The 13,118-nt window shown below is 66.6% G+C and carries 10 protein-coding genes and 1 pseudogene; 5 read left to right on the top strand and 6 right to left on the bottom strand.

Annotated features, from left to right (window positions below; all coding sequences use genetic code 11):
* Positions 1–28 precede the first annotated feature (28 nt).
* Positions 29–376, bottom strand: a complete 348-nt coding sequence (locus ACZYVJ_RS04600; RefSeq protein ID WP_463829946.1) for an MmpS family transport accessory protein — start codon at positions 374–376, stop codon at positions 29–31.
* 92 nt (positions 377–468) lie between these two features.
* On the opposite strand from ACZYVJ_RS04600, the gene ACZYVJ_RS04595 reads away from it, so the two are divergent.
* Both ACZYVJ_RS04595 and ACZYVJ_RS04590 read left to right on the top strand, forming a co-directional pair.
* A complete protein-coding gene (locus ACZYVJ_RS04595; RefSeq protein ID WP_463829945.1) occupies positions 469–1,554 on the top strand; it encodes an NAD(P)H-dependent amine dehydrogenase family protein in 1,086 nt (361 codons plus the stop codon).
* 108 nt (positions 1,555–1,662) lie between these two features.
* Complete coding sequence (locus ACZYVJ_RS04590; protein WP_463829944.1) at positions 1,663–3,411, top strand: Hsp70 family protein; 1,749 nt, start codon at positions 1,663–1,665, stop codon at positions 3,409–3,411.
* A gap of 318 nt (positions 3,412–3,729) precedes the next feature.
* Here ACZYVJ_RS04590 and ACZYVJ_RS04585 read toward each other — a convergent pair.
* From ACZYVJ_RS04585 to ACZYVJ_RS04570, 4 genes and pseudogenes are all read right to left on the bottom strand, one after another.
* A pseudogene (locus tag ACZYVJ_RS04585) lies at positions 3,730–3,912 on the bottom strand (hypothetical protein); the annotation flags it as partial.
* 188 nt (positions 3,913–4,100) lie between these two features.
* Positions 4,101–5,195, bottom strand: coding sequence for a class I SAM-dependent methyltransferase (locus ACZYVJ_RS04580; RefSeq protein WP_463829943.1), 1,095 nt, complete (start codon positions 5,193–5,195; stop codon positions 4,101–4,103).
* 47 nt (positions 5,196–5,242) lie between these two features.
* Positions 5,243–5,875: an MBL fold metallo-hydrolase gene (locus ACZYVJ_RS04575; RefSeq protein ID WP_463829942.1), complete on the bottom strand. Its 633-nt coding sequence runs from the start codon at positions 5,873–5,875 to the stop codon at positions 5,243–5,245.
* Positions 5,875–6,960, bottom strand: coding sequence for an S-(hydroxymethyl)mycothiol dehydrogenase (locus ACZYVJ_RS04570; protein ID WP_463829941.1), 1,086 nt, complete (start codon positions 6,958–6,960; stop codon positions 5,875–5,877). The genes ACZYVJ_RS04575 and ACZYVJ_RS04570 overlap by 1 nt, the downstream gene beginning before the upstream one ends.
* Positions 6,961–7,063: 103 nt before the next feature.
* On the opposite strand from ACZYVJ_RS04570, the gene ACZYVJ_RS04565 reads away from it, so the two are divergent.
* The 3 genes from ACZYVJ_RS04565 (at position 7,064) to ACZYVJ_RS04555 (ending at position 9,605) form a co-directional block, all read left to right on the top strand.
* On the top strand, positions 7,064–8,122 hold the full coding sequence (locus tag ACZYVJ_RS04565; RefSeq protein WP_463829940.1) for a class I SAM-dependent methyltransferase: 1,059 nt from the start codon (positions 7,064–7,066) through the stop codon (positions 8,120–8,122).
* On the top strand, positions 8,122–8,940 hold the full coding sequence (locus tag ACZYVJ_RS04560; RefSeq protein WP_463829939.1) for a serine hydrolase domain-containing protein: 819 nt from the start codon (positions 8,122–8,124) through the stop codon (positions 8,938–8,940). The genes ACZYVJ_RS04565 and ACZYVJ_RS04560 overlap by 1 nt, the downstream gene beginning before the upstream one ends.
* 152 nt (positions 8,941–9,092) lie before the next feature.
* Positions 9,093–9,605 (top strand): DUF3145 domain-containing protein, encoded by a 513-nt coding sequence (locus ACZYVJ_RS04555; protein ID WP_463829938.1) that lies wholly within the window; start codon positions 9,093–9,095, stop codon positions 9,603–9,605.
* 148 nt (positions 9,606–9,753) lie between these two features.
* On the opposite strand, the gene ACZYVJ_RS04550 is transcribed toward ACZYVJ_RS04555, so the two are convergent.
* Entirely contained in the window at positions 9,754–13,104 is a 3,351-nt protein-coding gene (locus ACZYVJ_RS04550) for an AAA family ATPase (RefSeq protein WP_463829937.1), read from the bottom strand.
* Positions 13,105–13,118 lie beyond the last annotated feature (14 nt).

The following is a 13,118-nucleotide window of genomic DNA, read 5'->3' as shown; positions in this document are numbered from 1 at the left end:
CTTCGTCGTTAAAAAGGGGAGTGCTGGGTCAGTGCGTGCAGACGGTCCTGGCGGGCGCGCCGGTGGTGGCCGTCGCGGCACTCACCACGTTGCCGTCGAGCAAGATCTTGCAGGAGATGGGGCCCGGTCCCTGCGCGCTGACAGTGAATACCTCGCCGCCATAGCCGGTGAACTCCGTCGACCAGGGCAGCGGCGCATTCACCTGATGCAGCTGCCCGGTGTCGGTCTGGTAGTAGATGAACTCGGCGACAGCGGGCCCGTTGATCTCGTAGCGGACCTTCGGCATCTGGGGAAGGGCGTGCGCTACGCCGCATGCGTTCGCGAACCCGAAACCGACGGCCAATAGGACCGCAGGCCCGGCGAGGTGCTTCGTCATGAATTGCATCGTGTCACCACGAGCGACGGTAGGGAAGCTTATGGTGAAGCCCGAAGCGGGGGCTGGTGAGGTGGAAAGGTGGCGTCAAAGCAATGGCGGGACACGGCTCGAAGCGTGTGGTGGTGTACGGAACCGGCTTCGTCGGCAAGATGGTGATCGCCGAGATCGTGAAGCATCCGTTGTTCGAGTTGGTCGGCGTCGGCGTGAGCAATCCCGCCAAGGTCGGCCGCGACGTCGGCGAGATCTGCGGGCTGCCCGAGCCGGTCGGCATCACCGCCACCGACGACGTCGACGCCCTGATCGCATTGAAACCCGACGCGCTGGTGCACTACGGCCCGACGGCGATGCACGCCAAGGAGAACATCTTGTTGATCACCCGCTTCCTGCGGGCCGGCATCGACGTGTGTTCGACCGCGATGACCCCGTGGGTCTGGCCGACCATGAGCCTCAACCCGCCGAACTGGATCCAGCCGATTACGGAGGCCTGCGAGCTGGGGGAGTCGTCCTGTTTCACCACCGGCATCGACCCCGGATTCGCCAACGACCTGTTCCCGATGACGCTGATGGGGCTGTGCTCCGAGGTGCGCCGGGTCCGGGCGTCCGAGCTGCTGGATTACACCAACTACGAGGGTGACTACGAATTCGAGATGGGCATCGGCCGCGAGCCGGAGTTCAAGCCGATGCTGGAAGACCGGGACATGCTGATTTTCGCGTGGGGGGCCACGGTCCCGATGATCGCGCACGCCGCCGGCATCATGCTCGACGAAATCACCACCACCTGGGACAAGTGGGTGACCCCGACGGAGCGCAACTCCGCCAGGGGCGTGATCAAGCCAGGGCATGTGGCTGCCGTCCGGTTCACCATCAACGGCGTCTACCAGGGCGAGACCCGCATCCAGCTCGAACACGTCAACCGGATCGGGCTGGACGCCGCCCCGGACTGGCCGACCGGCCACGACAACGACGTCTACCGCGTGGACATTGAGGGGACCCCGAGCATCTTCCAGGAGACCGCGTTCCGGTTCACCGACGGCTCGGGCCGGGACGCGGCGGCGGCCGGATGCCTGGCGACCGGCCTGCGGGCGCTCAACGCCGTTCCGGCCGTCAACGACCTGCGGCCGGGCTGGGTCACACCGCTCGACCTCCCGCTGATCGCCGGCGAAGGCAGCATCCGGTGACCGGCGCACAGCGGGCGCATAGCCGTCGCTGACGCGGAATACAGGTTTTGGCGACACAATAACGGCTAGCCGGATGCGAGTCGGTGCTGCGGATACGGGGATCGGGATATGGCCAATGGAGTCGGGACCGCGCTGGGCTTATCGATAGGTGCCACCAACCTGGCGGCCGTCACCGCCGACAACGCCATCACTCGCAAACCCGTTCTGACGCTGTATCCGGATCGTCCCGCCGAGATCGGTGTCCCCGCGGAGAACCCACGATTGCAGGGGCCCGGAGTGGTGATCACCGGCTTCGTCAACCGCGTCGGCGACCCGCGTGGCGTCGTAGCGGTGGACGGCTCGGTGCACCGCAGTGAGGTCTTGGTCGCCGACGGGTTGCGGGCGCTCGCCTACGCCGCCACCGGTGGTCGCGCCCTGCCCGACGACATCGCGGTCACCTATCCGGCCCACTGGGAGTCAGACGCGGTGGAGGCCCTCGGCGCCGCCCTGAGCGAGATCCCCGAATGGTCGGGACGTGCGCGCCCGATCCTGCTGATCCCCGACGCCGCGGCCACGCTGCTCGCCGTGCGGACCAGCCCGGGCATCCCTCCGCGCGGAACCGTCGCGGTCTGCGATTTCGGCGGCAGCGGCACCAGCATCACCCTGATGCACGCCGACGGTGACTACCGGGCGTTGGCCCCGACCGTCCGGCACCGCGATTTCTCCGGGGACCTGATCGACCAGGCGCTGCTGGGCGCCGTAATCGCCAACATGCCGACCACCGGTGCGTTCCCGTCCGGCGACGCGGCGATCGGCTCGCTGAGCCGGCTGCGCAGCGCCTGCCGGATCGCCAAGGAACAGCTCTCCTCGGGCACGGTCGCCACGCTGACCGACGGGCTGACCGGGACGCGCGGCGAAATCCGGCTCACCAGACACGAACTTGACGACGCGATCCGTCCCTCGCTGAACAGCGCGATCTCGGCATTGGATGAAGCCTTGGCGCGCAACGGGATCCGTGATCTCGTCGCGGTGGTCTCGACAGGCGGCGGGGCGAACCTGCCGACGGTCACCACTGCGCTGTCGCGGCACTTCCGCGTTCCCGTTGCCACGACGCCGCGGCCGCAACTCACGGCCGCGGTAGGTGCTGCGTTGCGGGTTGCGCACGGCCCCGGCGATGCCGGCGCGACGCTCTCGGCGCCGGCCGCGCCCGCCGCGCAGGCCGCGCCGGCCGCGCCGGCCGCGCCCGCCGCGCCCGCGACAGCTCGGGCCTGGTCGGCCACCGGGCACAACTCGCGGATCACCGGCGCGGGCGCGACCGGGTATTCAGGGCTGGACCCCGACGCGGCGACCGGAGCGGCCGCGGCCGGGCCGGCCGAGGCCACGCGCGAAACCGCCAAGCGCAAGCGGCTGATATCGCGCTGGCATCTGCTGCCGGCGGCGGCGGTCATCATCACCGTCGCGGCGGTGCTGCTGGTGGGAACCGCCGTGGCGATCGGGCTGACCGCACAGAACAAGTCGGCGACCACGCCGGCGCCAGCGTTGAGCACCGCCCCGGCGGCCCCGCCGCCGGCGCCCCGCAGCGCAACTGCCGAGCCCGCTCCGCCGCCACCGGACGTTCCGGTGCCGTCAACCTCGGACACCACCCCGCCCGCCGAGACCGAGACGCCGATGACCACCACGCCGCGGGCCACTCCTCAAGCGGCCCCGCCGGCCGTGCCCGCCCGTCCGGCGGCTCCGCGCAAAGTGGCGACCCCGCCGATCCCGCCCGTTCCGGGCGTCAACGAGCCCATTCCCGGGCTCGACCGCGTCAACCAGATCATTCAGGAGATAGAGGGAAATCTGGGCATCAGCGCGTTGGGACCGATACCCGCTCACTGAGTCCTATCTAGGCAATTCTGGTTCAGCTCAACCCTTTTCGCCCTTTTCGTCCGTTTCGCCCTTTTCGTCCGTTTCGCCCTTTTCGTCCTTTTCGTCCTTTTCGCCCTTTTCGCCCTTCTTGCCTTTTTCGCCCTTGTTCTCCTCCTGGGCGGCTTCTTTCAGCTTCTCGTTGAGGGCCTTGTCCTTTTCGATTTGCTCCTTCAGCGCCTCTTCGTCGCGCTGGCCATCGCCCTTCTCGTCGGCATCCGAACCTTGGGTATCAGAGTCCTGGGCATCCGAGCTCTGAGAATCCGAATCCTGGGTATCCGAGCGCTGGGCATCCGAGCCCTCGGGTTCTTCGTGCCTGGGATTGCCGTCTTCGTCCAGCCAATCGTTGACCGCGGTGCCGGACACGCTTCCGCCGGTGCCCGGCAGGACGATCGTGGGCTTTTCCTTGTAGGCCTCCATCATCTCGGCGGCCTTCTTTTTGGCATCCTCGTCCGGCTCGGGCTTCTCGGTCAGCCGTTGCTCATCATCCTTTCCACCAGTTTGATCAGCTTGTTCGGCTCGATCGCTCTTTCTATCGTCCTTAGTTCCCTTGTCGTCCTCAGTCCCTTTATCGTCCTGCACGCTCATGCGTCTACCCCCTTGCAGTCGCAGGTTGACGATTGCTAGGGGTTACCCGCTGCGCTGTTGTGCCGAAACTCTCATCAGCGCGATGCGTCGCGCTTGACCAGCACGACCACGGCCTGCGGAATCCGCATCGGCTCGGGCGCGCTGGACAGCCGCTCGGCCACCGCGCCCGTCAGCTGCTCGACGAAATGCGCCGCCCGCTCGTCGTGGACCCCACCGTCGAGCGCGGCCACCAGGGAGGGGAACAGCACGAACCGGGCGAAGGCCGCCCACTGCTCGCCGAAAGCCTCTGCGTCGTGGTCTAACTGGTAGCGAGCCCAGAACCGGTCCTCGGCGTTGAACATCTCGAGGTGCTCGATCATCAGGCCTTCGAACCGGCCCTTCGGCGCGAACGGGGCGCGAAAATCCTTCTCGGCACGGGCGAAGGTGGGAACTGCCATGCGCCGCAACTCATCTGGCTTCAGCAGGCCGTCGCGCGCCTGATCGTCCAGCGCCTCGACGATGGCGTCGAGCAGCGGGCCGAAGCCCGCGGTGTCGTCTTCGTCGGCGGCCAGCGTCAGTGCCACCAGACGGCCCTCGGGGGCCAATTCCCGGCCACGGAAGGCGACGAAGTTATGCCAGTCCAGAGCCGCCTGGTCGGCATAGGCCGAGTGCACGGCGTCGTCCTTGCTGCGCGAGGCGTGCACGTGATCGTGCACCTCGCAGGGAGTTCGGCTCAGCCACTGCGTCGCCCACGACGTCCAGCCCAGGTTGACCGTCTTGGACGGCACGATCTGGTCATAAAACGAACGGCCGACCGCCGAGGTGAACGTCGCCGTGTCGGAGTGCAGGTAGCTCTCCGGGTCGTCGGCCACCGTCTCGAACAGCGCGGCGAAGTCATTGCCCGGTACATCGGTGTGCGCCACCAGGATTGCGTGATCGTGGCGGGTGCGGCGGCGCAGCACCGCGATGGCCGCCGACAGCGGCTTGAGCGAATTGTGGCCGTTGGCCGCGCCGTAGTCGGCGACGACGATCGGCTGCGGAGCCCTTGGCAGCGCCACCTGTTCGGCGGCCCGCTCGAACGCCGCGATCGCCTGCGCCAACCCCGCGGCCCGCAGCCGCGACGCCTCGGTGTAGGCAGGCTCGGGCCGCACCACAATGCTCGATTCGGGCATCCGGGGTTCAGGCGGCATGGGTCAACGATAGAGGCCGATCCGGTTGACAGTTCGGCGTGGACGAATCAGTGGCCGCGGGCCACCCATTCCTCGTAGTGCACGATTTCGTCGCCGATGGTGGTGCTGTCGCCGTGGCCGGTATGCACGACGGTGTCGCCGGGCAAGGTGCCGAGCCGGCCGGAAATCGACTGCAGGATGGTCGGGAAGTCCGAATAGGAGCGCCCGGTGGCGCCGGGGCCCCCGGAGAACAGGGTGTCCCCGCTGAACACCACGCCTTTGGGGCCCACCTCCGGGGCGTACCAGCACACCGATCCGGGGGAGTGGCCCGGCGTGTGCAGCGCCAGCAGCTCGGTGCCGGCGACGTCGAGCGTGTCACCGTCGGCGATCGCGCGGAAGTCTTTGTCGGGGTGCGTCATTCGCCACAGCACGTCGTCGCCGGGATGCAGCAGCACGGGGGCGTCCAGGGCCACGCCCAGTTCGGGTGCCACGGTGACGTGGTCGTTGTGGCCGTGGGTGCACACCACCGCGACCACATTGCGCTTACCCACCGCCGCCAGGATCGGCTCGGCGGAATGCGCGGCGTCGAACACCACCACGTCGGAATCGTCGCCCACGATCCAGATGTTGTTGTCGACTTCCCAACTGCCACCGTCGAGTTCGAAGGTGCCGTGGGTGACCAGCCGTTCGATGTCCGCCATCAGAGCACCACCACCGAGCGCAGCACCTCGCCGCCGTGCATCCGGTGGAACGCCTCTTCCACATCACCGAGCCCGATGCGCTCGGAGACGAACTGCTCCAGCGGCAGCCGGCCCTGCAGATACAGGTCGATCAAGGTGGGGAAGTCGCGTTCGGGCAGGCAATCGCCGTACCACGACGACTTCAACGAACCGCCGTGGCTGAAGAAGTCCACCAGCGGCATGTCCAGGCGCATGTCGGGGGTCGGAACACCAACCAGCACAACGGTTCCGGCGAGGTCGCGGGCGTAGAACGCCTGCTTCCAGGTCTCCGGCCGGCCGACGGCGTCTATCACCACGTTGGCCCCGAAGCCGTCGGTGAGGTCCTGAATCGTTTTGACGACGTCGAGTTCGCGGGCGTTGACGGTGTGGGTGGCGCCGAACTTGCGGGCCCAGTCCAGTTTGGTGTTGTCGGTGTCGACGGCGATGATCCGCCGCGCGCCCACCAGCGCCGCACCGGCGATCGCGGCGTCGCCCACGCCGCCGCAACCGATCACGGCGACGGTGTCGTCCCGGGTGATGGCGCCGGTGTTGATCGCCGCACCCAGCCCCGCCATCACCCCGCAGCCCAGCAGACCCGCGACCGCGGGGTCGGCCTCGGGATTGACCTTGGTGCACTGGCCGGCTGCCACCAGCGTCTTGTCGGCGAACGCGCCGATGCCCAGCGCGGGCGTGAGCTCGGTGCCGTCGGTCAGTGTCATCTTCTGGGTGGCATTGAAGGTGTCGAAGCACAGGTGCGGGCGGCCGCGCTTGCAGGCCCGGCATTGCCCGCACACCGCGCGCCAGTTCAGGATGACGAAGTCGCCCGGCGCGACGGCGGTCACGTCGGGGCCGACGGCCTCGACCCGGCCGGCGGCCTCGTGGCCGAGCAGGAACGGATACTCGTCGTTGATGCCGCCCTCGCGGTAGGTCAGGTCGGTGTGGCACACCCCGCAGGCGATGACGTCGACCAGAGCCTCGCCGGGTCCGGGATCCGGGACGACGATGTCCACCAATTCGACGGGTTCGCCCTTCTTGCGTGAAATCACGCCGCGCACTGTCTGACTCATGGGCTCCAACCTACTGACCGCCGCCATACATCTCGCGGCGGCCTGTCCACCCATTCGCTGTCGGCAACCGGCGGGCCATCAACCGGGTGTAGCGTCCCTGGGCGTGACGGCTTTGGAAACCACCGAAGAATTCACCGAACGAATCACCGCGGCCATCGACGGCGCCAGCCTGACGCTGTTGCTCAGCATCGGGCATCAGACCGGGCTGCTGGACACGATGTCCGGGTTGGCTCCCGTCACCAGCGAGCAGATCGCCGCGGCGGCCGGCCTCAACGAACGCTACGTCCGGGAGTGGCTGGCCGGCATGACCACCGGACGCGTCGTCGACTACGACCCCGACACCGCGACCTACTCGTTGCCCGCGCAGCGAGCCAGGGTGCTGACCCGCCAGGCCGGACCGGACAATCTGGCCCTGGTGACCCTGCTCGTTCCGGTGCTCGCCGAAGTCGAACAAAAGATCATCGGGTGCTTCCGCGCCGGGGGCGGGCTGCCGTACAGCGAGTTTCCCCGTTTCCACGCGTTGATGGCCGAGCAGAGCGGCGTGGTGTACGACACCGCGTTGGTCGACGTGGTGCTGCCGTTGGTGGACGGCCTCGTGGAGCGGCTGAGGTCCGGAGCCGACGTGGCGGATTTCGGCTGCGGCAGCGGACACGCCATCAACGTGATGGCACAAGCGTTTCCGGCCAGCCGCTTCACCGGCATCGACTTTTCCGAGCAGGCCATCGCCACCGGGATCGCAGAGGCCGCCGAACGGGGCCTGTCCAATGCGGCCTTCGAAAGCCACAATCTCGCTGATCTGGACAAGGCGGACGCCTACGACGTCATCACCGTCTTTGACGCCATCCACGATCAGGCGCAGCCGGCGCAGGTCCTGCAAAACATCTACCGGGCGCTGCGCCCCGGCGGTGTGCTGCTGATGGCCGACATCAAGGCGTCGAGCCGGCTCGAGGAGAACGTCGGCGTCCCGATGAGCACCTACCTGTACACGACCTCGCTGATGCACTGCATGACGGTGTCGCTGGCGCTGGACGGCGCCGGACTGGGCACCGCGTGGGGGACGCAACTGGCCGTCTCGATGCTGGGCGATGCCGGCTTCGACGACGTGAGCGTGGCCGAGATCGAGTCGGACCCGATCAACAACTACTACATCGCCCGGAAGTGATGGCGGCTCTGGACGCCCTGAACGACTGGCCGGTCGGGGCCGCCGCAGCAGCGGTGGTTGGTCCGGGCGGCGTGCTGGCCAGCCACGGCGACACCGAGCGGGTGTTCGAGCTGGCTTCGGTGACCAAGCCGCTGGCGGCGCGGGCCGTGCAGGTCGCCATCGAGGAAGGCGCGGTCGATCTCGACACGGCGGCCGGCCCACCCGGCGCGACCGTCCGCCACCTGCTTGCCCACACCTCGGGTCTATCGATGCACGACGACCGGGTGCTGGCCGTGCCCGGCGCCCGGCGGATCTACTCGAATCAGGGCTTCACCGTGCTGGGCCAGACCGTGGAGCACGAGACCGGCATCGAGTTTGCGCGCTACCTGACCGAGGCGGTGTGCGAGCCGCTGGGCATGGCGGCGACCGAGCTGCACGGCGGCGCGGTGGCCGCCGGATTCGGGGCGAGGTCGACAGTGGCCGACCTGGCGGCGTTCGCCGGGGACCTGCTGCGCCCGTCGACGGTCTCGCAGGGCCTGCACGCCGAGGCGACGACGGTGCAGTTTCCCGGTCTGGACGGCGTGCTGCCGGGTTACGGGGTACAGCGCCCCAACGATTGGGGGCTGGGTTTCGAGCTGCGAGACACAAAATCGCCGCACTGGACGGGCGCGCAGAATTCGGCGCGCACGTATGGCCATTTTGGCCAGGCAGGCGGTTTCATCTGGGCAGATCCCGAAAATGAGCTGGCGCTGGTGGTCCTGACGGACCGGGATTTCGGGGAGTGGGCGCTGCGGCCGTGGCCGGCGCTTTCGGACGCCGTGATCGCCGATTACAGCTAGCGGGAAATGAACACTAGCGCAACAGGGGTATCACAAGGCACAATAGACACGCACGACACACAAAAAATCGAAGATTTCAAGCAAGCTGCCCTGTTTGTCGGGTCCGCAGGTCGTTGGGGAAGACGTCCCTCGTGGAACCGAAGGAGCAGGAAATGCGAGCGTCGAATCAATTCGCCGACGTGACGACCGGCGTGGTGTACGTGCACGCGTCGCCCGCGGCGGTTTGCCCGCATGTCGAGTGGGCGTTGTCGTCGTCCCTTGGTGCCAAGGCGAACCTGAACTGGACGCCCCAGCCGGCAATGCCCGGACAGCTGCGCGCGGTCACCAACTGGGTCGGGCCGGTGGGCACCGGCGCCAAACTGGCCAACGCGCTGCGGTCCTGGTCCGTGTTGCGGTTCGAGGTCACCGAGGACCCCAGCCCCGGCGTCGACGGCCACCGGTTCAGCCACACCCCGCAGCTCGGCCTGTGGAGCGGGGCGATGAGCGCCAACGGCGACATCATGGTCGGGGAGATGCGGCTGCGGGCGATGATGGCCCAGGGCGCCGACACCCTGGCCGCGGAGTTGGACTCGGTGCTGGGCACGGCCTGGGACGAGGCGCTCGAGGCCTACCGCGACGGTGGCGACGCCGGCGAGGTGACCTGGCTCAGCCGGGGCGTCGGTTAGATTTTTCGCTCGGCGGCCAGTTCGGGCCGCCGCTCTGGAAGCAATGAGCGACTCGGTAACGCGCTAGCCCATCCGCTAGCGCGTTTGAGCGGGGCGCAGAATCTGCAGAGCGCAAGGCACCACCCTGTGGCCGGCGCACGTTAAAGCATTACGACAAGCGGTCTGCGAGCGTGCGGGCGTCTTGCAAGTCGGCGGTATCAAAACCCTCCGTGAACCAGGAATATATTGGCAGCAGTAACTCGCGGGCATCCTCGCGCCTTCCCTCCTGCTGCCGCAGGCGAGCCAAGCTGATGGCCGCGCGCAGCTCCCAAGACCTCGCTTGTTGTTGGCGGGCGACCTGCAATGCCTGGGAGAAACACTGTTCTGCCCCAGCAGAATTCGATGCCTCCTGTTTGAGCAGTAGCTCGCCCCGGATCCGGTATGCCTCGGCTTCGTAGAGTCGCTCGTCGTTACGGTTCACCCAGTCAAGCGCTTCCTGCAGCGCCTCTAACCCATCCTCAAGCTGTCCTGCCTTGCCATATGCCTCTCCCAACAAGGCGAAGAACCACGGCCACACGGCACCGATGCCATGGACTCGACGGCGTTCCATCGCTTCGCGGATGTCCGAGATGCCTTTGGTCACCTCACCCTGCTCGGCGAACGCCCACCCTCGGGGCAGGAGGCACCAGAGCTCCACGGCGTCAAGGCCATGCTCCCGAGAAATCGCAATTGCTTCTTCCGCCTGCTTTCGTGCGGACTCGGGATCCCGGCGCAGTTGAGCTAGTTGGGCAGCGAACAGAAGTGTTATCGCGATGCTGTAAGGATGTGCGAGCTCGCGCGCGTGCGCCACCGTCCGATCCATGGCCTGCACCGCCCGTGTTGGGTAGCCCAAGACCCAGTCCGCTAGTCCGCTGAGATATCCGCATAGGACTCCAGAATCCTGTGTGTAGCTCATAACGCATTCCCGGTGCTGGTCGCGGCTATAGAAGGCGAGGCCTTGAGCGCTGTGGTCCCGCGCATCGGTGAAGTCGCCCTGCCACCACGCCGTATAGGCCAGCATCCGGTGTCCCACCGCCAAGATGAGCGGGTCCTGTTTCGGCTCGGCTAGCCCCAGATACTCCTCCGCCAGAGCCCGCGCCTTATGCATATGCCCGCGCACTATTTCTGCGTATTGCAAGCCGGACAGCGCCGGGAAGAGTTCTGGGGCAGCGCCGACCTGCCGCGCCAACTCGCAGGCTCGGGCGTAGATGTGTTCTCCCGATTGCGGGCCGCGCACGAAACTCAAGGCTGGGCCGAGCACGATCTGCAACGAGAGTTCTTGCTTGGCGCGTTGTGGTGTGTCAGGCAAAGCGCTGAGCAACTCCAAGCCCCGCGATGCGTGGGTGGCGGCTTCCCGGTTGGCATAGCGCTGCAATGCCCGTTGCCCGGCGGCTTGCCAATAGGGAATGGCCAGCGCAGTCAAGCCGGCTTCGGTGTAGTGGTGCGCCAGCAGTTCGGGTTGTGTGGAAGCCGTTTCAGGGAAACAGGATTCGAGCGTTTGAGCGATGCGCTGATGGTGATGTTGGCGAGTGCTTCTCAGAAGCGACTGGTAAGCGGCGTCCTGGATCAACGCATGCTTGAACCGGTAGCTTGCCGTTGGCGGCACCCCCTGCTCGTATAACAGCTCGGATTCCTTCAGCTGGTGCAGTCCCCGTCGCAGCGTGTCTTCGTCCCACGGCGCGACGGCCCGCAGCAACGCATAGCTGAAGTCACGCCCCAATGTCGCGGCTAGCTGGGCAAGCGATTTCACCGGTGATAACCGGTCCAGGCGCGCGGTCAGCGAGTCGTGCAGCGTGTTGGGAATCGCCAATGCGGGCAACGGTCCGGTCAGCTCATAGCATTCGGCGTGCTCGATGAGTAGCCCGGACTCGAGCAGCATCTTGGTCAGCTCTTCGACGAACAGCGGTACGCCGTCGGTCTTGGCTATCACCTGGTCCATAACGTCTACCGGCAGGGTCTTTTCGCCGGCGACTCGGCTGGTCAGTTCGGCGGCCTCATCGGCTGGCAAACGACCGAGCGTGACCGCGGAGAGGTGTGCGAGCGGCGCCCACGGCGGTTCGAAGGTCGGTCGGTACGTCAACAGCATCATGATTCGAGCGGTGGCCGCCTGCTCGATGATCAGACTGAGGAGCTCGATTGTCGTGGGATCCACCCATTGCAGATCTTCCATGACAAACAGCAGTGGCTGCCGGGCCGCTCTGTTACGTATGAGCGACGCGATCGCTTGCAAGGTTTGCTGTTTCAGCTGATCCGGGGGCGCGGTCACTGGGTTGTATTCCGGCGTCAAGGGAATCGACAACAGGGAGGCAAAAAGCGGTACCGCATCAGTTAGGGATTGTCCGTACTGGACTAGCCAACCCTCGAGCTTGCGCAGCTTCTGTGTGGCGGAATCCTCGGGCTGGAAGCCCAACGCCACCCGTTGGAGCGCGTCGATCACCGGATACAAAGCGGTGTCTTGATAGAAGGGCGAACACTGGAACGGGATCAGCCACGCGGTGTCGGCGGCGCGTTCGCTGATGTGGCGGACGAGCCGGGATTTGCCGATTCCCGCCTCACCACTGAGCAACACCACCCGTCCGTGGCCATTGACCACCTCGGCCCAGTTTTCGTCGAGCCGTTGCACCTCGGTTTGACGCCCTACCAGCGGGGTGAGGCCGGCGCTGCCAATCGCTTCCAGTCGACTGCGGGCGGTGCTTTCAGAGAGCACCTGGTACACCTCCAGAGGCGTGGCGACGCCTTTCAGGGGCGGGCTCCCCAACGACCGGCAGGTGAACAGGCCACTCAGGAGTTGGTGCGTTAAGGCGCCGACTACCAACGTGTTTGGTTCCGCGATGCCCTGCAGCCGAGCCGCAATATTGGGCGTTTCGCCCAGCGCCATATCGTCGTGACCCGTGCCGCCCAGCTCGCCGACTACCACGAGCCCGGTGTGGCACCCCAGACGCACAGCCAGTGACACACCGTGCTTTTCAGTGAGGCCGGCGTTGAGCTGTCCGACCGCTTCCAGGATGCCCAGCCCCGCGCGAACAGCCCGTTGCGCATCGTCTTCGTGAGCGAGGGGATAACCGAAGTAGACGAGCAGGCCGTCGCCGAGGTATTGGGCGATGTGACCATCAAAGCGTGCGATCACCTTGCCGCAGGTGTCGTAATAGGCCCGCATGATCTCCCGCCACTCTTCGGGATCGAATTGGCTGGCGAGCGGCGTGGAACCCACAAGGTCACAGAACATCATTGTGAGGTGGCGGCGTTCGGGCTCCGGAGGTTGCGACTGCAGCGCGGTGGGAGCGACCGTTGGTTCTTCGGCCCACACAAAACCGGAGCCCTCGTCACGAATCGTTGCTCCGTGCGAGTAGAGCACCTCTTCCTTAAGCGCTTGGAGGTGCTTATCATCCAGGCCGAAGTTCAGCTTCAGCGCCTGATATGACACCCGCCGACGGCTGCGGACCAGCGCGACCACCTCGTCGAGCACCGCGTAGAAGTCCATCGTTGACACCCCAC

The organism is Mycobacterium sp. IDUB_3 (assembly GCF_055419585.1).
Note: the sequence above shows the minus strand (reverse complement) of the source record. Positions and strands in the feature narration are given on the sequence as shown.

Excerpts from the sequence above, each read along its gene's own strand:
- ACZYVJ_RS04550 (WP_463829937.1), bottom strand. The coding sequence starts at position 13,104 with ATGGACTTCTACGCGGTGCTCGACGAGGTGGTCGCGCTGGTCCGCAGC.
- ACZYVJ_RS04590 (WP_463829944.1), top strand. The coding sequence starts at position 1,663 with ATGGCCAATGGAGTCGGGACCGCGCTGGGCTTATCGATAGGTGCCACC.
- ACZYVJ_RS04555 (WP_463829938.1), top strand. The coding sequence starts at position 9,093 with ATGCGAGCGTCGAATCAATTCGCCGACGTGACGACCGGCGTGGTGTAC.
- ACZYVJ_RS04600 (WP_463829946.1), bottom strand. The coding sequence starts at position 376 with ATGACGAAGCACCTCGCCGGGCCTGCGGTCCTATTGGCCGTCGGTTTC.
- ACZYVJ_RS04595 (WP_463829945.1), top strand. The coding sequence starts at position 469 with ATGGCGGGACACGGCTCGAAGCGTGTGGTGGTGTACGGAACCGGCTTC.
- ACZYVJ_RS04580 (WP_463829943.1), bottom strand. The coding sequence starts at position 5,195 with ATGCCGCCTGAACCCCGGATGCCCGAATCGAGCATTGTGGTGCGGCCC.
- ACZYVJ_RS04560 (WP_463829939.1), top strand. The coding sequence starts at position 8,122 with ATGGCGGCTCTGGACGCCCTGAACGACTGGCCGGTCGGGGCCGCCGCA.
- ACZYVJ_RS04570 (WP_463829941.1), bottom strand. The coding sequence starts at position 6,960 with ATGAGTCAGACAGTGCGCGGCGTGATTTCACGCAAGAAGGGCGAACCC.
- ACZYVJ_RS04575 (WP_463829942.1), bottom strand. The coding sequence starts at position 5,875 with ATGGCGGACATCGAACGGCTGGTCACCCACGGCACCTTCGAACTCGAC.